At 68.8% G+C, this 23,859-nt stretch carries 25 protein-coding genes and 1 tRNA gene; 13 read left to right on the plus strand and 13 right to left on the minus strand.

The genetic code is table 11. From position 1 onward, the window contains the following. Window positions 1-4: 4 nt before the first annotated feature. The gene (locus tag E6A21_RS16190) at window positions 5-772 is read left to right on the plus strand and encodes a hypothetical protein (protein WP_138445197.1); all 768 of its coding nucleotides are present in this window, start codon (window positions 5-7) and stop codon (window positions 770-772) included. A 15-nt stretch (window positions 773-787) separates the two neighbouring features. Here E6A21_RS16190 and E6A21_RS16195 read toward each other — a convergent pair whose 3' ends face one another. The 4 genes from E6A21_RS16195 to E6A21_RS16210 form a co-directional block, all read right to left on the minus strand. Next, window positions 788-1,513, minus strand: a complete 726-nt coding sequence (locus tag E6A21_RS16195) for a GAF and ANTAR domain-containing protein (RefSeq protein WP_138445198.1) — start codon at window positions 1,511-1,513, stop codon at window positions 788-790. Between the two features lie 112 nt (window positions 1,514-1,625). Further along, window positions 1,626-2,702, minus strand: a complete 1,077-nt coding sequence (gene disA, locus E6A21_RS16200) for a DNA integrity scanning diadenylate cyclase DisA (protein ID WP_138445199.1) — start codon at window positions 2,700-2,702, stop codon at window positions 1,626-1,628. A 117-nt stretch (window positions 2,703-2,819) separates the two neighbouring features. Then, the gene (gene radA, locus E6A21_RS16205; RefSeq protein WP_138445200.1) at window positions 2,820-4,220 is read right to left on the minus strand and encodes a DNA repair protein RadA; all 1,401 of its coding nucleotides are present in this window, start codon (window positions 4,218-4,220) and stop codon (window positions 2,820-2,822) included. A gap of 41 nt (window positions 4,221-4,261) precedes the next feature. Continuing rightward, entirely contained in the window at window positions 4,262-5,437 is a 1,176-nt protein-coding gene (locus E6A21_RS16210; protein WP_138445201.1) for an FUSC family protein, read from the minus strand. Window positions 5,438-5,758: 321 nt separating this feature from the next. Between E6A21_RS16210 and pstS the strand changes: the two genes are divergently transcribed. The 4 genes from pstS to pstB all read left to right on the plus strand — a co-directional run bounded on the left by pstS (window position 5,759) and on the right by pstB (window position 9,908). Beyond that, entirely contained in the window at window positions 5,759-6,886 is a 1,128-nt protein-coding gene (pstS, locus tag E6A21_RS16215; protein WP_138445202.1) for a phosphate ABC transporter substrate-binding protein PstS, read from the plus strand. Window positions 6,887-7,068: 182 nt separating this feature from the next. Then, the gene (gene pstC, locus E6A21_RS16220; protein WP_138445224.1) at window positions 7,069-7,980 is read left to right on the plus strand and encodes a phosphate ABC transporter permease subunit PstC; all 912 of its coding nucleotides are present in this window, start codon (window positions 7,069-7,071) and stop codon (window positions 7,978-7,980) included. A 1-nt stretch (window position 7,981) separates the two neighbouring features. Further along, window positions 7,982-9,088, plus strand: coding sequence for a phosphate ABC transporter permease PstA (gene pstA / locus E6A21_RS16225; RefSeq protein WP_138445203.1), 1,107 nt, complete (start codon window positions 7,982-7,984; stop codon window positions 9,086-9,088). A gap of 40 nt (window positions 9,089-9,128) precedes the next feature. Continuing rightward, window positions 9,129-9,908, plus strand: a complete 780-nt coding sequence (gene pstB, locus E6A21_RS16230) for a phosphate ABC transporter ATP-binding protein PstB (RefSeq protein WP_138445204.1) — start codon at window positions 9,129-9,131, stop codon at window positions 9,906-9,908. A gap of 40 nt (window positions 9,909-9,948) precedes the next feature. Here the strand turns inward: pstB and E6A21_RS16235 are convergent, their stop codons facing one another. Next, entirely contained in the window at window positions 9,949-10,959 is a 1,011-nt protein-coding gene (locus E6A21_RS16235) for an inorganic phosphate transporter (protein WP_138445205.1), read from the minus strand. A gap of 1 nt (window position 10,960) precedes the next feature. Continuing rightward, window positions 10,961-11,578: a DUF47 domain-containing protein gene (locus E6A21_RS16240; protein WP_138445206.1), complete on the minus strand. Its 618-nt coding sequence runs from the start codon at window positions 11,576-11,578 to the stop codon at window positions 10,961-10,963. A gap of 415 nt (window positions 11,579-11,993) precedes the next feature. Between E6A21_RS16240 and E6A21_RS16245 the strand changes: the two genes are divergently transcribed. Beyond that, a complete protein-coding gene (locus E6A21_RS16245) occupies window positions 11,994-14,534 on the plus strand; it encodes a LuxR C-terminal-related transcriptional regulator (RefSeq protein WP_138445207.1) in 2,541 nt (846 codons plus the stop codon). Between the two features lie 534 nt (window positions 14,535-15,068). Here the strand turns inward: E6A21_RS16245 and E6A21_RS16250 are convergent. Further along, window positions 15,069-15,731 carry a hypothetical protein gene (locus E6A21_RS16250; RefSeq protein WP_138445208.1) on the minus strand — a complete coding sequence of 221 codons (663 nt, stop codon included), beginning with the start codon at window positions 15,729-15,731 and terminating at the stop codon, window positions 15,069-15,071. Window positions 15,732-15,842: 111 nt separating this feature from the next. On the opposite strand from E6A21_RS16250, the gene E6A21_RS16255 reads away from it, so the two are divergent. Next, a tRNA-Lys gene (locus E6A21_RS16255) sits at window positions 15,843-15,918 on the plus strand. A gap of 90 nt (window positions 15,919-16,008) precedes the next feature. Then, window positions 16,009-16,563, plus strand: a complete 555-nt coding sequence (locus E6A21_RS16260) for a cysteine hydrolase family protein (protein ID WP_138445209.1) — start codon at window positions 16,009-16,011, stop codon at window positions 16,561-16,563. Between the two features lie 18 nt (window positions 16,564-16,581). On the opposite strand, the gene E6A21_RS16265 is transcribed toward E6A21_RS16260, so the two are convergent. Continuing rightward, on the minus strand, window positions 16,582-16,986 hold the full coding sequence (locus E6A21_RS16265) for an ImmA/IrrE family metallo-endopeptidase (protein WP_138445210.1): 405 nt from the start codon (window positions 16,984-16,986) through the stop codon (window positions 16,582-16,584). An 83-nt stretch (window positions 16,987-17,069) separates the two neighbouring features. Next, window positions 17,070-17,576, minus strand: a complete 507-nt coding sequence (locus E6A21_RS16270; RefSeq protein ID WP_138445211.1) for a helix-turn-helix transcriptional regulator — start codon at window positions 17,574-17,576, stop codon at window positions 17,070-17,072. A 198-nt stretch (window positions 17,577-17,774) separates the two neighbouring features. Here E6A21_RS16270 and E6A21_RS16275 point away from each other — a divergent pair, with 198 nt between their 5' ends. Then, window positions 17,775-18,080: a helix-turn-helix transcriptional regulator gene (locus E6A21_RS16275; RefSeq protein WP_138445212.1), complete on the plus strand. Its 306-nt coding sequence runs from the start codon at window positions 17,775-17,777 to the stop codon at window positions 18,078-18,080. Here the strand turns inward: E6A21_RS16275 and E6A21_RS16280 are convergent. Further along, window positions 18,077-18,286, minus strand: a complete 210-nt coding sequence (locus E6A21_RS16280) for a dodecin (RefSeq protein ID WP_138445213.1) — start codon at window positions 18,284-18,286, stop codon at window positions 18,077-18,079. The genes E6A21_RS16275 and E6A21_RS16280 overlap by 4 nt on opposite strands. A 64-nt stretch (window positions 18,287-18,350) precedes the next feature. Between E6A21_RS16280 and E6A21_RS16285 the strand changes: the two genes are divergently transcribed. Both E6A21_RS16285 and E6A21_RS16290 read left to right on the plus strand, forming a co-directional pair. Continuing rightward, window positions 18,351-19,181: a putative protein N(5)-glutamine methyltransferase gene (locus E6A21_RS16285; RefSeq protein ID WP_138445225.1), complete on the plus strand. Its 831-nt coding sequence runs from the start codon at window positions 18,351-18,353 to the stop codon at window positions 19,179-19,181. A 131-nt stretch (window positions 19,182-19,312) separates the two neighbouring features. Further along, window positions 19,313-19,567 carry a lipopolysaccharide assembly protein LapA domain-containing protein gene (locus E6A21_RS16290; protein WP_342777881.1) on the plus strand — a complete coding sequence of 85 codons (255 nt, stop codon included), beginning with the start codon at window positions 19,313-19,315 and terminating at the stop codon, window positions 19,565-19,567. A gap of 28 nt (window positions 19,568-19,595) precedes the next feature. Here E6A21_RS16290 and E6A21_RS16295 read toward each other — a convergent pair whose 3' ends face one another. Further along, window positions 19,596-20,801: a beta-ketoacyl-[acyl-carrier-protein] synthase family protein gene (locus E6A21_RS16295; protein WP_138445215.1), complete on the minus strand. Its 1,206-nt coding sequence runs from the start codon at window positions 20,799-20,801 to the stop codon at window positions 19,596-19,598. Between the two features lie 178 nt (window positions 20,802-20,979). On the opposite strand from E6A21_RS16295, the gene E6A21_RS16300 reads away from it, so the two are divergent. Continuing rightward, window positions 20,980-21,753 (plus strand): SDR family NAD(P)-dependent oxidoreductase, encoded by a 774-nt coding sequence (locus E6A21_RS16300; RefSeq protein WP_138445216.1) that lies wholly within the window; start codon window positions 20,980-20,982, stop codon window positions 21,751-21,753. Window positions 21,754-21,836: 83 nt separating this feature from the next. Here E6A21_RS16300 and E6A21_RS16305 read toward each other — a convergent pair whose 3' ends face one another. Further along, window positions 21,837-22,787, minus strand: coding sequence for a D-2-hydroxyacid dehydrogenase family protein (locus E6A21_RS16305; protein WP_138445217.1), 951 nt, complete (start codon window positions 22,785-22,787; stop codon window positions 21,837-21,839). A gap of 32 nt (window positions 22,788-22,819) precedes the next feature. Here E6A21_RS16305 and E6A21_RS16310 point away from each other — a divergent pair, with 32 nt between their 5' ends. Then, a complete protein-coding gene (locus tag E6A21_RS16310) occupies window positions 22,820-23,482 on the plus strand; it encodes a pentapeptide repeat-containing protein (RefSeq protein WP_171041443.1) in 663 nt (220 codons plus the stop codon). A gap of 69 nt (window positions 23,483-23,551) precedes the next feature. On the opposite strand, the gene E6A21_RS16315 is transcribed toward E6A21_RS16310, so the two are convergent. Further along, window positions 23,552-23,830, minus strand: coding sequence for an HPr family phosphocarrier protein (locus E6A21_RS16315; protein ID WP_138445219.1), 279 nt, complete (start codon window positions 23,828-23,830; stop codon window positions 23,552-23,554). Window positions 23,831-23,859: the final 29 nt, after the last annotated feature.

Consider the following 23,859-nt stretch of genomic DNA (forward strand, 5'->3'; position numbering starts at 1 on the left):
AAGCATGGCAGCGCGCGGAACACAGGGTGAAGGACCGGGCACGGGCGGGCCGGGCGCGTCCCGCCCGGCATCCCCTCGCCCCGCACCCCGTCGCCACAGTCCTGCCGTCTACCGCCGGCGGCGCCTCGTTGTGGGCACGCTGCTCGCCCTCGTGCTGGTCGCCTTCGCCGGCGGCGCCTGGGCGCTCGTGCGCGGCTCAGCTCATCAGGCGGCGCCAGGCAGGACGTCCGCCGATGCGGGTCCCGTTGCGCTCCCAACGGCCTCGGCGCCGCCCGCGTCAACCGGCGCCAGCCCAACGTCCCCGACCACCCCGTCCGACGCGGGAACGGGAATGCCCGCGTCGGCAAGCACCGCGGCGTCTAGCTCGCCGAGCCCCACGCCGACCGCAACCTGCGACCCCGCGAAATTCGCGCTCACGGCCTCGACCGACAAGCGGGAGTACGGCCCCACGGAGGACCCTGTGCTGACGCTCAAGGTCACCAACCAGAACAGCATGCCGTGCACCCTGAACGTGGGCACGTCCCAGATGGAGTACCTCATCGTGAGCGGCGCCGACCGCATCTTCGACTCCAAGGACTGCCAGGACGGCTCGTCGGACCTCCTCAAGACCCTCGCTCCCGGCGCGAGCGAGACCGCGAACTTCCCGTGGCCGCGCGTGCGTTCATCCGAGGGCTGCAAGCCCGTCCCGGTCAAGCCCCTTCCGGGGACCTACGTCCTCACCACGTCCCTCGGTCCGTTGGACAGCCCGAAGGCCGTGTTCACACTCCAGTAGCCGCAGGTGCCGGCCTCAGCTGAAGTGGGTGTTGGGGTCCGCATCGTCGAAGCGGGCGAGGATCGAGGAGGCGACGTCGCGCAGCTTGACGTTTCGCTGGTTCGACGCCCGCTTGAGGATCTCGATCGCCTCGTCCGAGGTACAGCGGGACTGGGCCATGATGATCCCAGCGGCGAGATTGATCGAGGTCCGGGATTCCAGAGCCGTTGCGAGGTCGGCCGCACGGTCCGACTCCGAGGTGAGACGTACGGCAAGCGCGACAGAGGTCGAGGCGAGCTGGGCGAACTCGAGGACCTCCTGGCGAGCCTCGCCTCCGAAGGCCCCGGGAGTCTCGGAGTAGCAGTTGAGCGCCGCGGAAGCACCGCCCGCAAGCGGGATCGGCACCGCGAGGACCGATCGGATGCCAGTGGGACGGAGTCCGGCCGTGTACCGCGGCCACCGTTCCTCCTGACCGACGTCTCGCACGTCCACGACATGGCCCGTGCGCAGCGCGTCAATGCAAGGCCCCTCGAGGGCGGCGTACTGAATCTGGTCGAGCTCGCCAGCGAGCTCCGCGCTCACCCCCATGGTCGCCGGCCTGCGTTCGCGGGAGACGGTCACGCTGCACTGAACCGGCGTCTCCCCCGAAATGCTGCGCGCGGCCGCCGACGAGAGCCCGTCGAGGAATGTCCTGATGTCGGCGCTGTCCAGAAGCAGGTTCTGTAACTCGGCGACACTCGTCTGTTCTTGATTCTCGACCATGTGCTTCGCGGCCTTTCGCAGGAGGCCAGAGACCCGGCCTGTCCTCTAGCCTAGGCCTCTTCCGGCGCGCGGGACCCGCTCGTACCGCGCAAACGACCTGAGGGAAGCTGTCTCAGAGGAACCGGTCGAGAAGGCTCGCCTCAGCCATGCGGCTGAGCCCCTCGCGGACGGTCCGTGCCCGCTGCTCGCCGATGCCGTCCACCGTCATGAGGTCCTCGATGGTCGCGGCCATGAGGTTCTGCAGTCCGCCGAAGTGGTCCACGAGCCGCTCGGCAACGGCGCGGGGCACGGGCTTGAGCCCCGAGATGAGCCGATAGCCGCGGGGTTCGACAACCGCGTCGAGCGTGCTCTCGCCCCCGGCGTAGCCAAGGATGCCGGCAATGCGGTTGAGGTCGATGAGATCCGTCGAGGAGAGCTCGGTGAGGGCGAGGACGGCGGCGTCGATCGTCTCGGCTGTCGCGTCGTCCCCGGCGTAGTCGCGGATGACGACGTCGCTGCCCGGGCCCCGGCCGACCGTGAGCTCCTCGAGCTGAAGGGACAGCAGGCGCCCGTCCTCCCCGAGCTCGAGGACGTACTGCCCGATCTCGTCCGAGATGCGGCGCACCATTTCCTGGCGCTGGAGGGTCTGCGTGACGTCGCGGACCGTCACCATCGCCTCGATCTCGAGCGCCGACAGGGAGTTCGTGACCTGGTCGAGGCGCGCGCGGTAGCGTTCGAGCGTCGCTAGCGCCTGGTTGGCGCGGGCGAGGACCTTCTCCGAGCCCTCGAGCACGTAGCGCAGGCCACGTACGTAGAGCGCGATGATCTGCATCGACTGGCTCACCGAGATCACGGGGAGCCCCGTCTGGATCGCGACCCGTTCGGCCGTCCGGTGCCGGGTGCCGGATTCGGAGGTCGGAAGCGTCGGGTCGGGAACGAGGTGGACGCCTGCGCGCAGGATCGTCCGCGCTTCGCGGTCGGTGACGATCGCCCCGTCCATCTTGGCGAGCTCACGGAGCCGGGTGGGGGAGAAGTCGATGCCGATCTCGAAGCCGCCCGAGCAGATGGATTCGACCGTGCGGTCGAAGCCGAGGACGATGAGCGCACCCGTGCGGCCCCTGAGGATCCGCTCCAGACCGTCGCGGAGACCCGTTCCCGGTGCTACCCGACCCAAGGTGGCGGCTAGCACTTCCTCGGGACTCCGAGCCATATGTCATTCCCTTTCGCGGCACAGCAAAGGCACCCACGCGGGCACGACTCCCATGCTATATGCGCGTACAGGCGCGTGATGTTCGCCTACGGCAACGATTCGGCGACCATTCCGCGCTCACTTGCCGGCGATGAGCAGCCCGAGGGCCTCGGCGACGTGACTCACCTCGCGCACCGAGAAACCCGCCGGGATCTCACCCGGGCCGGTGGGGCTGGCGGGAACGACCGCGTGGGTGAAGCCCAGACGGTGCGCCTCCTGGATCCGCTGGTTGATCCCGGGCACCGGCCTCACCTCGCCCGCGAGGCCGACCTCGCCGAACGCGATGAGCCGCTGCGGGAGCGCCTGGCGGCTCTTGGCGGACGCGACGGCGAGGGCGACCGCCAGATCGGTGGCCGGCTCGCTGAGCTTGACGCCCCCGACCGTCGCGACGTAGCTGTCGTCCTTGTGCAGAAGGCAGCCGGCGCGCTGCTGCAGCACCGCGAGCAGCATCGCGACCCGCGATGAATCGAGTCCGCTCGTCGCGCGGCGCGGCTGGGCGTTCGTGCTTTCGGCCAGGAGCGACTGCACCTCCGCGAGCAGCGGCCGGCGGCCCTCGAGCGTGACGGTGATGCAGGTGCCCGAGACGGGTTCCTTAGTGCGGGACAGGAAGAGCCCCGACGGGTCCGTGACGCTCGCGATCCCGTCCTCGCCGAGGTCGAAGCAGCCGACCTCGTCCGTGGGGCCATAGCGGTTCTTGACGGCCCGGATGAGTCGGAGCCTCGAATGCCGCTCACCCTCGAACTGGCACACGACGTCGACGAGGTGCTCGAGCAGGCGCGGGCCTGCGATGGACCCGTCCTTCGTCACATGCCCGACGAGGAGCGTGGTCATGTTGCGCCGCTTGGCTGCCGCGATGAGCGATGCCGCGACCTCCCGGACCTGGGATACCCCGCCCGCGCTGCCCTCGACCTCCGCGCTCGAGAGCGTCTGGACCGAATCGACGACGAGGAGCCGCGGCTCGAGCTTCTCGACCTGCCCGAGCGCCTGGCCGAGGTCCGTCTCGGCAGAGATGTACAGCCCGGGGGAAACCGCTCCGATGCGCTCGGCGCGGAGCTTGACCTGTGCGGCCGACTCCTCGCCCGTCACGTAGAGAACTCCCGAAGCGGCAGCCGAGGAGCCGGCCGACGCGACTCTGGCCGCGACGTCGAGCAGGAGCGTCGACTTGCCGACGCCCGGTTCTCCCGCGAGCAGGATGACAGCGCCGGGCACGAGTCCGCCGCCGAGGACCCGGTCGAGCTCCCCGACCCCGGTCGGCAGGAAGGCCGCCTGGGTCGCATCGACGTCGGCGATCAGGCGCGCAGGTTCGCGCACGGTGACGGCCGCCGTCGTCCGCGCTACCGGCGCGCCGACCTCCTCGACGGTGCCCCAGGACTGGCATTCGCCGCAGCGTCCGACCCATTTCGCCGTCGTCCAGCCGCATTCGGCGCAGCGGTAGCTGGCGGCGGGCCGGGACGAGCGCGAGGAGGTCTTGGAAGGCATGCCCCAAGGCTAGTCGGAGCCCACGACATTCCTGCGGGCCATCAGAGGGCCGGGAGCAGTTCGACGGCCTCGTCGTGGTCGTAGCCGGAGGCTTCGAGGAGGTCGACGAGCATGGGCCGGAGGAGGATCACGAGGGCCTCGCCCTCGAGCCGTTCGACGTGGAGCTTGCGGGGGTGTGCCCGGGCCGCGATCTCCTCCAGCATGAGACCGGCTGAGCGGCGGTTGACGCGCCGCTCCTCGCGGTCGGTCGTCGAGAGACCTGCCGCGACGAGGTCGAGCGCCTCGGCGGTGTCCTCGAGAAGTTCCGCGATGCTCTCTGCGGCCAACTCGGAAAGGGCCGCGTTGTTGATCGCGCTCGCGATCCTGCGCGCGACCACGCGCCCGTTCCGCAGTGCGAGGTCGAGGTATTCGACCGCATGCTCGTAGTTCTCGATCTCCTCCCGGTAGCGGCGATAGGCAGGTGCGAGCCGGGTGACCTCGCTCGAGGTCTTGAGGGTCGTCCGGATGGCGTCGACAAGGGCCTGCGAGCCGCGGCCTCGCACGAGCGCGTGCCACGCGCGGGTCGAATCGGCCTCCGTGAGCGCCTCCGAGCACTCGCGGAGCATCTCCGAGAACGCGCCGACGAGCTGTTGAAGGTCGTGCCGGGGCTGGACGCGGGGGTCCCGCGGGAGGAGCGCCGTGATGAGGAGGGAGACGAGGCCGCCGACGACGGCGTCGATGCTCCGCGTGAACGGACCGCCCACGGGGGCCGGGAGCAAGACGACGAAGAGCGACTGGATGCCCAGCTGCGTCGCGAAGATCACGCCGCGGTCGAGGAAGCGTGCCAGCAGAAGCGAGACGACGAGCACGACCGCCGTCTGGGCGATCCCCGACCCGAAGAACGTCACCATGAGGTCGCCCAGCACGATTCCGAGTGTGCAGCCGCCGGAGACTTCGAGCACCTTGCGCAGTGTGAGGTCGCGCCCGAAGCCCAGTGAGATGAGGGCGGAAGTCGCTGCGAAGATGGGGCCGACGTGGCCCAGGAGATGCTGGGCGATGAGGTAGGCCGAGACCGCGCCGAACGTCATGAGGAGCACGGGCATGATCGAGGCACGCGTGCGCGCCCAGCCTGCGCGCGCCCGGTCCCTCGCTGCCCACGTCACGGGGGCGAGCTTGGCTCGCCCCGAAGCGCGCGGCGGCTCTCGCCGCGGTCCTTCCCCTCGTCGAGCGATCTCCATAGAGGCAGTCTAGGGAGGCCTGCTGGGCGCCGGACGACGCCGGGGCGGCGCACCCGCGTTCATCTCGACGTTGCCTCCCGTCACCTCGGCGACGCTTTCCGCTTGGGAGACGTTCCAATACTCAGGCAAGACTGTGATGTGCAAGGCCCCCGCACCAGATGTCACCGTTCCTCCCCCACCCGTTCACCTTGTGTTAACCATCGGCGAGGAATCTCGTTACCTGAGGCTCTTACGTTCGAGGTCAGTACGACTCGTACGCACCCGATGGTCCGCGCCATTCGCACGGCGCACACCTCAGATCACCCTGGAAGGGGTCACTTCGTGAAGGCTCTCCGTTTCGGCCGTGTCTCGGCCGTTGCTGTCGTCGCCGCTGGCGCGCTTGCCCTGTCCGCGTGCGGTTCCGACAACGGGACCGGCAGCTCCGCAACCGCGACCGGCTCCGCCACTTCCGCCGGCCCGAAGGTCACCGGCACTCTCACCGGTGCAGGCTCGACCGCCCAGTCGGCGGCCATCGACGCCTGGAAGCAGGGCTTCACCGCCGCCAACCCGGGCGTCACGGTCCAGTACAACCCGGTCGGCTCTGGCGCCGGCCGCAAGACGTTCATCTCGGGTGCCGGCCAGTTCGCCGGCTCGGACGCCGCGATGACCAGCGATGAGCTCACCCAGTCGAACGCCGTGTGCGGCACCGACGGCGCGCTCGACCTGCCGGTCTACATCTCCCCGATCGCTGTGGCCTTCAACCTCCCGGGTGTCACGACCCTGAACCTCTCGCCTGACACGATCGCGAAGATCTTCCGCGGCACGATCACCACCTGGAACGATCCGGCCATCGCGGCGGACAACTCCGGCGTGAGCCTGCCGAGCATGAAGATCACGCCCGTCCACCGTTCGGACGACTCGGGCACGACGCAGAACTTCACCGACTACCTCAACAAGGCCGCCCCGTCGGTCTGGACCGACAAGTCGAACCAGACCTGGCCGGCCTCGCTCCCGGGTGAGAACGCCAAGGGCACGTCGGGCGTCGTCACGACCGTCACCAACACCCAGGGCGCCATCGCCTACTCGGACGACTCCGCCGTGAGCGGCAGCCTCGGCAAGGCCAAGGTCAAGGTCGGCAGCTCGTGGGTCGCCCTCTCGGCTCAGGGTGCCGCCAAGGCCGTCGAGCTCTCGCAGCCGGCCACGGGCCGCTCCGCGAACGACCTCGCGCTCAACCTCGACCGCACCCCGACGGACACCTCGGCCTACCCGATCGTGCTCGTCTCGTACCACATCGTCTGCTCGACCTACAAGGATCAGGCGACCGTGGACCTCGTGAAGGCGTGGGAGAACTACGTGGTCTCTGACTCCGGCCAGCAGACCGCCGCTGCCGCCGCGAAGAGCGCCCCGCTCTCCTCGGCCCTCGCCTCCAAGGCCAAGACCGCGATCGCCTCGATCAAGGTCAAGTCCTGATAGCTTCTTGATGATGGCGCCAGCCCGCTCCGGCCGTTTCGGCTGGGGCGGGCCTTGCGCTGAGTGAGAGAGGACGTGCCAAGATGGCGAAAACCCTCCATGAGACCCCCAGCGTGACCAAGGGACGAGATGTGACTGCAACCCAGACAAAGACTCCGGAGAGCCCGAAGGAGCTCCGGGAGATGTCCTCCGGTCGTGGCGCCGCAGGAGACAGGATCTTCTCGGGTGCGGCCCTCGCGGCTGGTGTGCTCATCCTCGTAGCGCTCGTCGCCGTCGCCGTCTTCCTCGTCGTCCAGGCACTGCCCGCGTTCGTCGCACCGCAGAGCCAGATCGCGAACGGGCAGGGCTTCTGGCCCTACATCTTCCCTCTCGTGGTCGGCACGGTCATCGCTGCCGCCATCGCGCTGCTCATCGCCACGCCCATCTCGATCGGTGTCGCCCTCTTCATCTCGCACTACGCGCCGCGTCGCCTCGCGCAGATCCTCGGATACGTCATCGACCTGCTCGCGGCCATTCCTTCCGTCATCTTCGGCGCATGGGGCATCTCGTTCCTCGCGCCCGCGCTCGTGCCCGGATACACGTGGCTCTCCAACGCCCTCGGCTGGATTCCGATCTTCGCCGGGCCTCCCTCCGCCACCGGCAAGACGCTTCTGACGGCCTCCATCGTGCTTGCCGTCATGGTCATCCCCATCATCACGTCGGTCTGCCGAGAGATCTTCCTCCAGACGCCCAAGCTGCACGAGGAGGCCGCACTGGCCCTCGGCGCAACCCGCTGGGAGATGATCCGGATGACCGTTCTGCCGTTCGCGCGGCCCGGCATCATCAGCGCCGTCATGCTGGGCCTCGGCCGCGCCCTCGGCGAGACGATGGCCGTCGCCCTCGTGCTCTCCTCGGGGCCGCTCATCGCGAGCCTCATCCGGTCCGGGAACCAGACGATCGCCGCGGAGATCGCCCTCAACTTCCCCGAGGCGAGCGGCTTGAGCCTCAACACACTCATCGCTGCCGGCCTCGTCCTCTTCCTCTTCACCCTCGCGGTCAACATCCTGGCCCGCTGGGTCATCAGCCGCCACAAGGAATTCTCGGGAGCGAACTGACATGACAGCGATCGCGACCTCTGGGCGCCGCAGTGCCCTCACCCGCAACCGGCTCCCGCGCTATGCCCCTTGGGCTTCTCTCGCCGTCGGCCTCATCGTCGGCGCGGCGCTCTCGACCCTCGTCGGCTTCAGTCTGTTCGGATGGGGCCTCTTCGCGGCGATCGTCTACACGCTCGTCTACGTCTCGTGGAGCGGCGCGGTCGAGGGCGGTCGGAAGGCACGGGACAAACTCGCCACGTCTCTGGTGATCGGCGCGTTCATCATCGTTGTCCTGCCGCTCTTCTCCGTCATCTGGACTGTGCTCGAAGGTGGGATAAAGGGCTTCCTGACGCCCGGCTTCCTCAATACGTCGATGAACGGCGTGAGCGGCATCCAGGACAACATGTCCGTGAACACGGGCGGTCGGGTCCTGGGCGGCATCTACCACGCAATCATCGGTACGCTGCTCATCACGCTGTGGGCGACGGTCATCTCGGTGCCCATCGGCCTGCTCACCTCGATCTACCTCGTGGAGTACGGGGAGGGCCGCCGTCTGGCGAGGGCGATCACGCTGTTCGTCGACGTCATGACCGGCATCCCGTCGATCGTGGCCGGCCTCTTCGCCGCAGCCCTCTTCGCCACGATCTTCGGCCCGGGTACGGAAACCGGCTTCGTCGCGTCCATCGCGCTCACGGTCCTCATGATCCCCGTCGTCGTCCGCTCGAGCGAGGAGATGCTGCGCATCGTCCCCAACGAGCTCCGCGAGGCCGCGTACGCGCTCGGAGTGCGGAAGTGGCGCACGATCCTCATGGTCGTCATCCCCACCGCGATCTCGGGCATCGCGTCCGGCATCACGCTCGCGATCGCGCGAGTGATCGGCGAGACTGCGCCGATCCTGCTCACGGCGGGCTTCGCGACGAAGATCAACTTCAACGTGTTCTCGGACTGGATGGCATCGCTTCCGACCTACATCTACTTCCAGATCCTCAACCCGGCTTCGCCGTCGAACCCGGGGCCGAGCATCCAGCGGGCGTGGGGCGCCGCCCTCGTCCTCATCATCTTCGTGATGGTCCTCAACCTCGTCGCGCGCCTCGTGGCCCGGATCTTCGCCCCGAAGACCGGCCGCTGAGCGCCGCCCCAGATCGACCCCTTTCGAACCGAAGGAAAGCATGTCCAAGCGAATCGACGTCAAGGACCTGAACGTCTACTACGGCAACTTCCTCGCCGTCGAGGGCGTCTCCATCAACATTGCCCCGCGCTCCGTCACCGCGTTCATCGGCCCTTCGGGCTGCGGCAAGTCGACCTTCCTCCGCACGCTCAACCGCATGCACGAGGTCATTCCGAATGCGCGGGTCGAGGGAGAGGTGCTCCTCGACGGGGACAACCTGTACGCCCCCGGGGTCGATCCCGTGGCCGTGCGGAGCCATGTGGGCATGGTGTTCCAGCGTCCCAACCCGTTCCCGACGATGTCGATCCGCGACAACGTCCTCGCGGGAGTGAAGCTCAACGGCGGTCGTCTCTCGAGGTCGGAGGCGCAGGAGATCGTCGAGTCCTCGCTCCTGGGCGCCAACCTCTGGAACGAGGTCAAGGACCGCCTCGACAAGCCGGGTTCCGGTCTCTCGGGCGGCCAGCAGCAGCGCCTGTGCATTGCCCGGGCGATTGCGGTGAAGCCGGACGTCATCCTCATGGACGAGCCCTGCTCGGCCCTCGACCCGATCTCCACGCTCGCGGTCGAGGACCTCATCAACGAGCTCAAGGAGCAGTACACGGTCGTCATCGTGACGCACAACATGCAGCAGGCCGCGCGCGTGTCCGACAAGACCGCGTTCTTCAACATCGCGGGCACGGGAAAGCCGGGCAAGCTCATCGAGTACGCGGAGACGGCGACGATCTTCAACAACCCGAAGGAGAAGGCGACCGAGGACTACGTCTCGGGCCGCTTCGGGTAGACCACTCTCGATCGGCGCGCTGGCGCGGGGAAGGCGTGCCCTAGCGCACGAGCGGGTCGAGCGCTAGCGCGAGGACGAGCCCGAGGAGCGCGGTAGCGAGCGGCGTCGCGATCCAGAAGGCCACGAGCCGGGTGAGCAGCCGCCGGTGGATGGCGGCATATCCTTGGTTGCTTCCTGCGCCGAGGATCGAGGCGGCCACGGTGTGGGTCGTCGAGAGCGGCCACCTGAGCCACAGGGCGCCGAAGAACAGCATGAGCGTGGTCACGAGCTGTGAGACGAAGCCGCGCAGGGGGTCCGTGCGGATCAGGCGGTGGCTCAGGGTGTAGGTGACGCGCCACCCACCTGCGAGGGTCCCGAGGCCGAGGGCCAGGGCGGCCAACGTCACGATCCACCCTGGGACCCCCGCCCAGTCGCCCTGGTTCCCGATCGCGGCGACGACAAGGACCGCGATGATGCGCTGCCCGTCCTGGAGGCCGTGGCCGAACGCGACGGCGGCGGTTCCCACCGACTGTGCCGCGCGCAGGGTCGCGTGGGCCTGACTCGGCTGGCTGTGGCGCGCGATCCACGTGGTGAAGCTCGTGAGGAAGAACGCCGCTCCGAAGGCGAGGAGCGGTGAGACGAGCAGCGGAAGCCACACCTGGAGCCACAGGAGGTCCGCGAGGCCGTGCTGGAACGCCTGCCCGCGGATCACCTCCGCGAGAGTCGCGCCGACGAGGCCCCCGACAAGGGCGTGGGTGGACGACGACGGATAGCCCCGCCACCAGAGGTAGACGTTCCACAGGCTCGCGCCCACCACGGTGGCGAGCAGCACGACGAGGCCCCGCGTGCCGCTCGGCGCCGTGAGCCACTGGCCGCCGAAGTAGTCGAGGAGCCACGCGCTCGTGACCGTCCCGATGACGTTGAAGACGGCGGCGAGGACGACGGCGATGCTCGGCGTGAGCGCGCGCGTGCGGACGGTCAGGCCTACGGCGTTCGAGGCGTCGCGGAAGCCGTTGAGGAATCCGAAGAGGCACGTGAACACGACCACCGCGACAAGGAGCGCGATGGTCACCTCACGACTCCTTGACGATGATCCGGCCTACGTTGGCACCGACGTCCCTGAGCGCATGGGCCGCACCGAGAAGCGCCCTCGCCATCTCGATGGTCCGGGCATAGGTGTTGAGGGAGAGCTCGCGCATCGCGTTGGCGCCCCACAGGCGATGCGTGTGGTTCGCCCTCTTGGCGAGGCGGATCATCTCGATCCAGTAGTCCTCGAGATCGTCGAGATGCCCGAGGCCCCTCATCGCCCCCACCGTGAGCTCCGCCTGGCGGTTCACGATCTCGAGCTGGTCGGATGCCTCCCGTGCGATCCTGTCGAGCCGGTTCACGAGCGTGATCTCCGCGACGCCTACGAGCTGCTCCATGGCGTTGCCGAGTCCCTCGGAGAGGTCGAGGAGGTCTTCGCGGGGGAGCGGGTTGACGAAGCTCGTGCGCAGCTGGGTCAGGAGCGTGCGCTGGAGCTCGGTCGCCCGACGATCGATCCGCAGGAGCTCCTCGTAGATCCGCTCGTGCTCCTCGATCCGGGCTCCGAACATCTCGGAGAGCACCTGCACGGCGAGCACCGACTGCTGCGCGAGGTCCGCGAGGAGTTCGAGCGCGGCCGTCTCCTGGGGGAAGAGGCGCAGCTTCATGGATTCTCCGGGGGCCAGGCCGTACGGCGGGTCATCGTTCCGGCGGCGGCCGGCATGACGCATGGTACGCGAACAAGGTGAATTGCCGCGGGAACGGCCGGGAATCGAGGCCGATGGGGAAAACGGCGTCATGGCTTCGGCAGCTTGTACTCAGTAGCAGGGGGAGAGCGATTTCTGATCTGGGAGAGCTGAGCACTGATGCCGAGCCTGCGCCACCACGGAGTGAACCGAGTATTTCCACGGAGAGGCGCCTGTGGTGACACCGAGACGACCGGTCTGACCCTTACCTTCATCCAAAGGCAGTGCGCGCGGCGTTTGCGTCATCCTTCTCCTTTCGAGCACGACGACGGTCCAACTCTTCGGCTCGAAGGCGAAGGCTGCTGGGGGGCAGACAACAGCGAAAGGTCTTCTAGTCTTGTTTGAGCAGGTCACCGACCGCGTGCTGCGCTATGTCGCGCGCGATCTCGGAGTTCGGATCGTGGGGGCGCCGGGAAGCGGCCGGACCTCCGTTGCCAAGAGAGTCGTCGACGAGCTCGAGGGTCACGGGACGCGGGTGTACACAGTCTTCACCACGCCGTCGCTGGCCAACGTCCCGTTCGCCGGGATCGTCTCGATGGGGATCGACCTCCGCCCCCGGGCCGCGGGGATCCTCGGCATCGCGGACCTGCTCTCAGAGCATGTCTCACGCATCGGCCAGCGGCTCATCGTGGTCGATGACATCGAGAGCCTGGACCGCGAGTCCCTCGCCGTCATCGACATCGTGCAGAGGCGGACCGAGGTGCCGCTCGTTGTCACCATGGGCGACGTGCCGTTCGAGTCCCGGACACCCGCCGTCGTCCTCGGCCGGTGGCCCGAAGCGACGGTGAGGCTCGCGCCGCTGCGCTATGAGCAGATCAACGCGCTCGTGCTCCAGATGCTGGGTTCTCCTGCCGAGGTGGACGTCGCCGCCCGCATCCTGGCGAAGTCCGGCGGCAACCTGCGCCTCGCCGTGCGCATCATCGAGACGGCAGTGCTGAGCGAGCGGCTCGTCCTCCGCGACGGGAAGTACGCGATGACGGGCGCCTCGCTCATGAACGAGCACCTCCACCCCGCCGTCGAGGCGATGCTCCACGGCTTGGGCCCGGACGAGTTCCGGGCCCTCACGACCATGGCCGTGCTCGGGCCCACACCCGTGTCGGAGCTTGTTGCCTCCGTGGGCGCGAACGTCCTCGACAGCCTTGAGCACCGCCGCCTCGTCTCGGCCGTGCCCGGCGCGGACGGGCAGCTCTTCGCGTCCGTCTTCCCCCCGGTCATCGAAGACTATCTTGCGGGCCATGTGCTGAGCTCCCGCAAGATCCTCCGGGACTCGTTGAGGGCCGGGCTCGAGGCGGTCCGGCCCGACGACGAGTTCCCGTCGTCGGACGGCTCCGCGGCGTCAGAGCTCGCCGCTCTGAGGGAGGAGCAGAGCGGAAGCCACGCCGCGACCGTGCGCTACTTCCACAAGCGGCTCGAAGCGGTCGAGCAGCTCTACTACACCGCCTGGGAGGCCGAGCGGACGATGTGCAACGCGGTGGCGTTCCTCCGCGTCTACTGGGGAGGCGCGATCGACCGGAACCGCATCCACCGAGTCTTCGAGCTCACTGATCCCACGGGGAGCGCCCCCGCGGACCGCCTGTTCTTCACCATGACGCGGGCCCTCTGGATGGTCATACACCGCAGTGACGTCGCCGGCGGCCTCGCGGTCCTGGAGGAGTTCGCGGAGGCCGAGCCCGACTGGGCCGAGGAGGCCCGCGCCTTCAGCCTGCTGGTCCGGGCCCAGCACACGAGGATGCCCGAAGACCTCGATGCGGAATTCGCCCGGCTGCCGGTGCGTCAGTCCAGGAGCGGCGTCATCGCTGTGGCGCGCGGCCTGCTCGAGCTCTTCAGGCTCAAACCCGACGCAGCCCTGGCGGCCGTGGACGAAGCGGAGGGATTCGAGACCCTGCCCCGCTTCGAGCCCCTCATCCGGGGTCTGGCCCTCTTCGCAAGCGGACGCGTCGACGAGGCGATCGCGTACTCGCTCGAGCGGCGGCGTGCCGCTCTCCGCACCGTGGACCAGTTCACCCTCGTCACGCAGAGCTACGTGGCCTCGCTCGCGCTCCTGTACCGGGGCCTGTTCGACGAGGCCGAATACCTCATGGGGTGGGCCTTCTCGCTCAGGCGTCCGGGCTTCCTCCTCGGCTCGCTGTACAACGCGATGCTGCGCCTCTCGGCGCTTCGGGCGGATGCGGCGTCGTCGTCCCTCGGAGAGCAGGCCGCCGCGGCACCGGACGTCGGGCCCATGCCGGGGGTCGGCAAGGGTGTCTACGAGCTGGTTGCGCGGAAGCCGGCGAGCGCCGAAGCCTTCGACCAGCGCGCGAGCGCACTGCTCGCCGACCAGGAGGCCCACGGATTCGTCCTCGAGGCCGTCTACTCGGGTCTCTTTGCGCTATGCCTCCTCCCGACGCCGGGAGTGAAGAACCGGCTCGAGAGGATCCTGCGGGAACAGGGGATCACTTCCCACGACCAGCTCCTCCGCGTCGCCGGCGCCGTCCTCGAGGGCGACATCGCGGCGCTCGACCGGTTCCCTGATGAGTACGAGCCCGACGGAGACGCCTACCAGATCGCCATGCTCTTGCGCGGGGCCGTGCGGAAGCACCGCGTGAGCAGTCACGGAGGACCGGTCGTCGCGGCGATCGAGCGGGCCGCCGAGCAATTCATGATGCAGCAGCGGCCGCCGGGCCAGTTCATCGCGTTCGAGCCGGGGGTTCCATACCTGAGCCTCACCGATCGGGAACGGGAGATTGCCCTGCTCGCGGGCAGCCGCAGCAACCAGGAGATCGCCGACCAGCTCGGCCTGAGCATCCGGACCGTCGAGAGCCACATTTCGAATGCGCTGCGCAAGACCAACGCTGCATCACGCAAGGCGCTCTTCGAGCTCGTCCGTGGGGACCAGTAGGCCGCGTCCAACGGCGCGCACTGAGGGGTGCCAGACCGTCGGCACGGAGACGTTACTTGTCGACCACGGACCCGCTCCTCACCGCGTCTAGCCTGACTGAAGGCCGTGGCTACTTGTTGCGGATTGGCGCTGGTACGGGCAGGGGGTGCCCGTCGCGCTCCGCGACGCCGGGGGAAGCAGCACGGCCGGATGCGCGCCCGAGGTGCCTCGTTGGGGGACGAAGATCAAGGCACCCGGGCGCGCTTCCATTGCTGGACCTCCAGAAGTGGAAGGTCCGCTCATGCGAGCGGGACGCCTCGGCTCCTGAAAGCGTGAAGGCCCCGCGGCGATGCCGCGGAGCCTTCACGAGGATCAGATCTTCCTGAACAAGTTAGGAGCGCCGAACCGGGAGCGCCTCTCGGCGGAAGGCCGCTCGAAGCGGCTAAAAGTTGGAGCCCGGGGCTACCGCGGTCCGACGCCACGACCCAGTCTTCTACGGGCCTTCGCGGGAGTCAACCTTGACTCGGCCGGGGAGCAGGAGCTAGCGCCCCTCGGCTAGTCGAGCTGGCCCCGCCGCCACGCCTTCGCCGAGGCCTCGAGGTCCTCGGCGGTCTTGACGAGCTGGTGGGCGTTCCTGGTGAGCTTCGTCGCCTGCTGGGCGTTGCCCCATTCGGCGCTGTCGGCCAGCTTCGCCTGGCCGAGGGCAACCACGCGGCAGAAGGCTGCCGAGCGTTCGAGCGCGACGTCGAAGTCGCCGTCGAACGCACCCGAGAGGATGGCATCCGCCATGACCGTCAGCTCATCGGCTCCGGGCGGCTCCGCGACGCCGGCAACAGCGTGCGAGACCTGCGCCGTGTCCTTCCCCGCCTTGAAGTAGACCGAGATGCGCTCGGGGTCGCTGCGCGTCGCGGCTCGGAGCGCATACAGGCGCCATAGGGCGCCGGGAAGCGATCGGGCAGGGCTCTCGGCCCACATCTCAGCGATGGCGTCGAGGCCCTGCTCGTCCGCGAGCCGGACGAGCCGCCGGGTGATCTCGGGGTCGTCGCTCTCGCGTCCGCGCCGGACGAGGGCCTGCGCGGCGAGGTGCGCAGCCTCCGAGACGCGCGCGGGGTCCGCTCCACCTGCAAAAGGCTCGAAGTCGAGGGGTGCGAAGGGCTTCGGCTTGTGCGGCCTCACTGGACCAGTGCCGTTTCCGGGACCTCCTGGATGCTCGCTCATGCCAAGTACGGTACTCCTGTTGCCTGCGGGTGCCCACGCTGGCCCCCTGCAGCGAAGAGTGCTGTGCGCGCCGCTGCGCTAGAGTACTGAGTGCACGGTCTGTGACGGTAGGGGCCTTTAGCTCAGTTGGTAGAGCAGCGGACTTTTAATCCGCGGGTCGTGGGTTCGAGCCCCACAGGGCCCACCAGACCGCTCTTGTGAAAACCCGGACTGAGAGAATCCAGTGGGGTCTGAGAATCCCCGCGTGAGACGTCAACGCGTGGGGTAGAACCCACCCATGAAGACTGCCTTACTCGTCATCGACATGGAGAACGCCTTCTTCGAGAACGCTGCCCTGGCTGCACAGCGGGACCGCCTCGTGGGGGCGTGCAACGAGCTCATCGCCGCGGCGCGCGAGAGTGACGCGCGGATCCTCCTGCTGCGGACGGAGCACGAGCGGGATCGCTCGACGTGGACGCTTTCGATGCTCGACGACGAACAGGGCTTCGCCTTCCACGGCACGGAGCAGGCGGAGCTGCTTCCCGAACTCGACACGGCGGGACTTCCGCAGCTCGTCAAGCGACGAGACAGTGCCTTCTGGGGCACTGACCTCTTCCAGCGGCTGCACACGTGGGAGGTGGAGCAGCTGCTCCTTGCGGGCGTCTCGACGCATCTGTGCCTCGCCCAGACGGCTTCCGACGCCTACGCGCACAACTTCCGTGTGGCCTTCGCGGGGGACGCGATGGGAGCCGAGTCTCCCGACCGCGCAGACGCCATGCTCGACGTCCTGCTCAAGGAATACCGGCAGGCCAAGCTCACGCAGGAGGAGGCGCTCGCACTCCTGCGAGGCTGACGGTCAGCACGTGCCGGTTCACGGGAGCCTCGAGGTCGAGGCGGCAAGGGCGGTGCGCTCGACGTCGGTAAGGGCTGCGAGAAGGTCGCGCACGACGTCGACCGTCACCCAGAGCTCCTCCGCGAGTTCGTCGGGGTGCTGGGTCCAGCGGTAGGCCTCGACGAGGAGCTCGAACGGAACGAGCCGCCGCGCGGTTTCCTCCCTCACCCTCCGCTCGACACGCGGGCCCTGACAGCTCGTGTGCCCGTGCTCGAGGTGCACGAGCTCATGCGTGAGCGCACAGCGGCGCTCTGCCTGCTGGAGGCGCTTGTCGAGCCAGATTCGGCGGCGTCCATCGGTGCGGGCCGGGGCGCCGTCCGGCATGACGATGAAGTGCAGGGTTACGTGAGTCAGTTCGCGCAGTGCCCCCCAAGGACTGAACACGAGGCCAGACTAGAGACCGGGGCCGACATTCCCAGCCGGGAGACCGCCCACTCTCTTCCGGTCGATCATTCCCCCTCGGCCGCTCACTCCTTTTCGCCGGGCCCCTGCGGCTCTTCGCCCCGTTCTGACCACTCGCGCTCGCGTTCGAGGTGCCCGTCCGGTCCGCTGTAGGCCGCGAGGCGCTGCCACGACGGCGGGAGGGCCTCGCCGTCGTTCGTCACGGCGAGCGGCTCCAACGCCCTCCGGTTGAGGTCGACGAGGGCGCGCAGCATCTCGATCGCCGCGCGGCGAGCCTTGGGCGGGAGGTTGTCGACACCGGGCGGGAGCTCGTCCGCGAACGGGGGTCCGGGAACTGGTTGGCCGGCCGCGGTGAACGCGACGTCGTCGGTCACGCCTGCGAGCCAGGCGATCGCCCGGATCGTACTCGGGCGCGGCTTCGACTTGTACGTGCCCTGCCGGATCGCATTGATGGTCGTGACAGTGATCTTGAAGCCCTCCGCTTCCGCGATCTCCGCGAGGCGCAGGCCGGAGGCATCGCGCTTCGCTGCGGCGGCCTCGACCAAGTCGCGCAGGCTCAACGGCTCGTTCACGGGCTCGGCTCTCTCCTCATGCGTGCGACACACCAATAGGCAACAACCTACACACTCATCCTGCCCGGAATGGAGCGGGCTGAACCGCTTGTATACTCAACAAGTAGTTGACAGTTCGCTTAATTTAACTTGTAGGATGAGTCCCGGGTGTGGGGACCCTGCCGTTGGGTCCCGGCGACCATCCGGAAGGAGAGCCGCATGAAGGTGAAGGACCCGGCGATGCTGCGGAGATGGCGGAGGCAGGAGAATCTCTCCCAGGCGCAGCTCGCGTTCCTGGTGAATCGCTCGCAGACCACGATCCATCTGCTCGAGACGGGCGGCATGTGCAGGCTGAGCGAAGGGCTCGCCATCGCGCTCGCGGTACGGCTCAAGCGGCCATGGGACGAGCTTTTCGAGCTCGAGGAGAATGAGAGGCTCAGCCGCGGGGCCAGGCGACGCGCCCGGCTGGACACCGCGCAGGCCCCGCCCCCCGTGGCGAGCGTCTCCTTGGAAGGCGGCCCCTAGCGCTCGAGGCGGAAGCCGATCTTGATGGTGACCTGCCAGTCGGCAACGCCGCCGTCCTCGATGTGGCCGCGAACCGACTTGATCTCGAACCAGTCCAGGTTCCGCAGCGTTTGGGATGCGGTTTCGATGGCGTTGCGGACCGCCTGGTCGACGCCGTCAGGGGAGGTCCCGACGATCTCGGAAACGCTATAGGTGTGCCCTGCCATGATTCCTCCTGACGTTGAGGGGCCACGATGGCCCGACGGGTGATGGCAGACTATCGCCGTGACCATGCCATGGCCAGAGCCGGCCCAGCCGTCCGGGGGGGACTCTCCGGACCCGCTTGTCGCGCGGCTCCGCGCCGCCGGATGCGTTTTCGCGGAAGACGAGGCGCGCCTTCTGCGGGAGGCTGGGGGCGACGACGACGCCCGACTCGAGGCGATGGTACAGCGGCGCGCTGGGGGAGAGCCGCTCGAGTACGTCCTCGGGTGGGCGGAGTTCGGGGGCCTCCGCATCGGCGTGGCGCAAGGCGTCTTCGTGCCCAGGCGGCGAAGCGGGCTTCTCGCGCGGGAGGCGGCAACTCTTGCGGGAGCAGTATCGGGCCGGCCCGCCGTCGTCGTCGACCTCTGCTGCGGGAGCGGCGCGATCGGGGCGTTCGTGGCCCACGCCGTCCCCGGCACTGCGCTCTACGCGGCAGACCTCGACCCGATTGCGGTCGACGTCGCTTCGGCGAACATTGCCCCCTACGGAGGGCGGGCCTTCGCCGGAGACCTCTACGACGCGCTTCCACGCGAGATCAGGGGACGCATCGACATCCTCGCCGTCAATGCGCCCTACGTGCCCCACGAGGCAATCGCCCTCATGCCGCCCGAAGCGCGCGACTACGAGCCGCTCGCGGCGCTCGACGGCGGCGAGGACGGCCTCTCGGTCCAGCGCCGCGTCGTCAGGGGTGCGGCGGAATGGCTCGCGCCAGGGGGCACACTCATGATCGAGACAAGCCAGCACCAGTCGCCCGCCACGGCAGCTCTGTTCGGTGCCGCCGGCCTCACCGCCCGAATCGTGCGAGATGCCGAGATCGGGGGAACGATAGTAAAAGGACACCCGATGCAAGGAGCCCCATGAGCCAGCAGCCTCCGTCTCCGTCTTCGCCCCAGGAACCGATCCCCGGTCAGAATCCGACCCCTCGCCCGAGCCAGCCGCCTCGAGACACTGGCCGGACGGCGACACCGCAGACGACAGGCACGGAGCCTCCTGTGACGCGGGCAGGAGTGGTCTGGGCCGCGGTCGTCGTCGCGCTCGTCGTCCTCATCCTGCTGATCGTGTTCTTCCTGCAGAACCAGGACACGGTGCGAGTGCAGTTCCTCGGCCTCGACGGGTACGTTCCCCTCGGTCTCGCGCTCTTCATCGCAGCTGTTGCGGGCGGCGTCCTGGTCGCCGTTGCCGGGGCGGTCCGTATCCTGCAGCTGCGCATGCTGGCCCGCCGGGCGCGGCGGGCGACCAAGCCCTAGCGGCGCCTTGGCCGGCCGCCGCCGGCGGCTAGGGGCGGCTCAGGACGAGCGCCGCGTTGTGGCCGCCGAAGCCGAAGGAGTTCACGATCGCGGCGCGCGCATCGACCTCGCGCTTGACGTTTGCCACCACGTCGAGCTTGATGGCAGGGTCGATCGTCCCGACGTTGGTCGTAGGCGGCACGACGCCCTCGCGGAGCGCCATGACCGACGCAATCGCGCTGAGGGAGCCTGAAGCACCGAGCAGGTGGCCCGTCATCGACTTGGTCGAGGTGACGGGGGCATCGATACCCGTCTCGGCGAGTGCCTCGGACTCGTTGATGTCGCCCGTTGGCGTCGCGGTGGCGTGGGCGTGCACGAAATCGATGTCGCCGGGCGCGAAGTCGGCGGCACGCAGGGCGAGGTTCATCGTGCGAGCCTGGTTCGAAGGGTCGGCGCCGACGATGTCGAACGCGTCCGAGGTGACGGCAGCGCCGTCAAGGTACGCGTAGATCTCGGCTCCGCGGGCGCGGGCGTGCGCTTCGCGCTCGAGGACAAGGAGCGCGGCGCCCTCGCCGAGCACGAAGCCGTCACGGTCGACGTCGAACGGACGCGAGGCGGCCTCCGGATCGTCGTTCCGCTTCGAGAGGGCGCGGATCTGGCCGAAGGCGGCAAGGGTGAGCCCAGTGATGGCGGCCTCGCTTCCCCCGGCGACGACGATGTCCGCGCTGCCCGAAAGGATCATCTCCCGTCCCATCGCGATGGCCTCCGCTCCAGACGCGCACGCGCTGGTCGGCGTCCTTGCGCCAGCCTTCGCGCCCAAGTCGATCGAGAGCCACGCCGCCGCACCATTGCCCATGAGCATCGTCACGGTATGGGGTGAGACCCGGCGGGGACCCGAGGCGTCGAGCACCTGGGTCTGGGCGACCGTCGTCGTGATGCCGCCGATCCCGGTCCCGACCGCGACGCCCAGCCGATCGCCTTCGACCTCGGGGCGCCCGGCCATCTCCCACGCCTCGCGGCCCGCGACGAGCGCGAACTGCTCGCAGCGGTCGAGCCGCTTGAGCTCGCGTACGGCGAGTGCCTCCGTGAACGAGGAGGGGACGGTCCCGGCGATTCGGGTGGTGAGGTCAGAGGCCCATTCAGCCTCGAGGACAGACACGCCCGACCGGCCCTCCCGCAGGGATTCCCAAGTCGACGGCGCATCGGTTCCGAGGGGGCTGACTGCGCCGAAGCCGGTGATAGCAATGCGGTCCATGCTTCAAGTATTCCTGTAGAGGCACGTCTTCCGCGGTGCTGGAGCCGTCAACGGCTGTGCCCTCGATTTAGCGGAAACCTACAGACGAACGCCACGAGGCCCGTTGATGAGGCCGCCATCTTTGTGCCAGTCCGACAAACGCGACGTCCGGTCCCAGTGCGCGACTAGGCTGGGCAGCATGACGACGGCGCTCATCACGGGCGCGAGTTCAGGCCTCGGAGCCGAATTCGCGCGCCAGCTCGCTGCCCAGGGCCACGGCCTCGTACTGGTCGCGCGCGACCGCGAGCGGCTCGAGCGCCTGGCGGCGGAGCTGCGCTCCCAGGCCGGCGTCGAAGTCGAGGTGCTGCCCGCCGACCTCACCGACCAGGACCAGCTCTCCGCCGTCGTCGGCCGCGTCTCGGAACCCACGCACCCCATCGGGATCCTCGTCAACAACGCAGGGATCGGCCTCCTCCACGACTTCGACCGGAACCCCCTCGAGGACGAGGTCAGGCACCTGCGACTGCACGTCGAGGCGACGATGAGCCTGTGCCATGCCGCCCTCAGCGCGATGAGCGGGAGACGAGAGGGACGGATCGTCAACGTCGCCTCGATTGCGGCGTACCTCCCCCGGGGCTCCTATTCGGCCGCGAAGGCTTGGACCCTCTCCTTCAGCCGTTGGGCCAACCTCCACTACCGGCGCGAGGGAATCCTCGTCACGGCGCTCTGCCCGGGCTTCGTGCACACCGAGTTCCACGAGCGCATGGGCATGACCAAGATGTTCATCCCGCCCTTCCTCTGGCTGCACGCGCCCCGCGTCGTGCGTGAGGGTCTGCTCGACAACCTCCGGGGGAAGGCTGTCTCGATCCCCTCGAGACGCTACAAGACCGTGGCTCTCGCGAGCCACGTGCTGCCGCGGCGGCTCCTGGTCGGCCCCCGGCGGCGCCCACGCCGGGGAGCCATTGGCGCCTGATCCACTGGCGGCTCGGCCCTCCACCGCCCGGGCCTGGCGCCCGGGCTGGCCCCCAGGCTCGATGCCCGGCTCGTCCGCCGGAGCTAGGCGAGCTCCATGATCCGGATGGGCGACCCCGCCGCGAAGGCGGCGATGTCCTCGACCGCATCCTTGTAGAAGATCTCGTACTGCTCCTGGGTCACGTAGCCGATGTGCGGCGTGAGGATCGCCCTCGGCTCGCGGCGGAGCGGGTGGTCGGCCGGGAGCGGTTCGACATCGAACACGTCGAGGGCCGCGAGCCCGAGGCGGTCGTGGGCAAGGGCGTCGAGGAGCGCGGTCTCGTCGACGATGGGGCCCCGGGAAGTGTTGACGAGGATCGAGTCCGGCCGCATGAGGGCGAGCTCGTCCCGCCCCACGAGTCCGCGGGAACGCTTCGAGAGCACGAGATGGATGGTGAGGATGTCCGCCGTGCGGAACAATTCGTCCTTCTCGACACGCCGCACTCCGACCTCGGCTGCGTGCTCGTCGGTGAGGTTCTGGCTCCAGGCAACGACGTCCATGCCGAACGCGAGGCCCACCCGGGCGACTCTCGAGCCGAGGTTGCCAAGCCCGAGCACGCTCAGACGCCTTCCCTCGAGCCCGCGGCCCACGGTCGTCTGCCATCCGCCAGAGCGGATTGCCCCGAGCTCGACGTCGAGCCTGCGGGTCGCGGCATGGATGAGTGCCCACGTGAGCTCGGCGGCCGGGGCCGGGACGTAGCCGGTGCAGCAGACCGTGATCCCCCGGGCCGCCGCGGCCTTGAGGTCTATTGACGCGTTCCGGCGCCCCGTCGAGACGATCAGCCGCAGTTTCGGGAGGCGCTCGAGGCGCTCGGCACGCAGCGGCGTGCGCTCCCGCATCGCCACGACGACGTCGAAGTCCTCGAGCGCGGCGACAACCGCGTCGTCGTCGTGCCCCAAGTGCTCCGAGAAGAAGGCGACCTCTGCGTCGAGCGAGGCCCAGTCCGCGAACCCGGCGGCAACGCCCTGATAGTCATCGAGCACGGCGATCCTCATGGCCCAAGCCTACGGCGGGCTACGATCGGCGGGTGAGCCCCCGTGCCGAGTCCATCCGCCCACGGTTGACCGAACTGCGCCTCAATGACCTCGTGCCGGGGTACGCCGGCGACCTCGACCCAGGGGGGCGCGCCGAGGGACTCTCGCTCGAAGGCGTCGACCTCAGCGGGCTCCAGCTGGCCGGGATCGCCTTCGTCGAATGCACGCTCGACGACGTGACGTTCGACGGCGCGGACCTCACCGGAGCATCATTCGTCGAGACCCGGATCGGGCGCCTCGGAGCGCCGACCCTCTCGGCCCCGCGCTCGCGCTTCCGCGACTTAGAGCTCGGTGCGTCCCGCATCGGTTCGGCGGAGTTCTACGACACGAACTGGTCCGGCGTCGTCGTCCGCGGCTGCAAGCTCGGGTTCGTCAATTTCCGCGCGGCCGAGCTCACTGACGTGCTCTTCGAGGACTGCGTCATCGAGGAGCTGGACCTCGGCCGGGCCAAGGCGACGCGCGTGGCCTTCGAGGGGTGCACCCTCGAGACGCTCGACGTCACCGGCGCCGAACTCCGGCACGTGGACCTCCGGGGCTCCCGGCTGGGCCGGGTCGCGGGGATCACCGGGCTCCGCGGCGCGATCGTGAGCGGAATCCAGGCGGCCGAGCTCGCCGAGGCGATGGCTGAGCAGCTCGGCATCGCCGTTCAGGACTGAAGCCGGGGACCACGAGGGCGGGGCCGCACATGGTGTGCAGCCCCGCCCTCGGCGTTGTGTCCCGGTGGGTTATTCGGCGTCGTGGTCGGTTTCGAGGATGGTGACGAGGTGGTCGAGGTGGGTTTCGGCGTTGGGGCCTTGGGCGCGGAGGGTGACTTTCTGGCCGTGTTCGGCGCCGAGGGACATGAGGGAGAGGATGCTGGAGGCGTCGAGGGCTTCGTCGGCGGGTTCGCCTTCTTTGGCGATGGTGATCTCGATGCCGGTGTTGGCGGCGGCTTCGGCGAAGATCGCGGCGGGGCGGGCGTGGAGTCCGACGCGGGAGGCGATGGTGGCGGTGCGTTCTGCCATGGTGGGGGTTTCCTTTCAGAGTCCGAGCT

Origin of the sequence: Sinomonas susongensis (assembly GCF_005877005.1) — a bacterium.
Taxonomy (GTDB): domain Bacteria; phylum Actinomycetota; class Actinomycetes; order Actinomycetales; family Micrococcaceae; genus Sinomonas; species Sinomonas susongensis.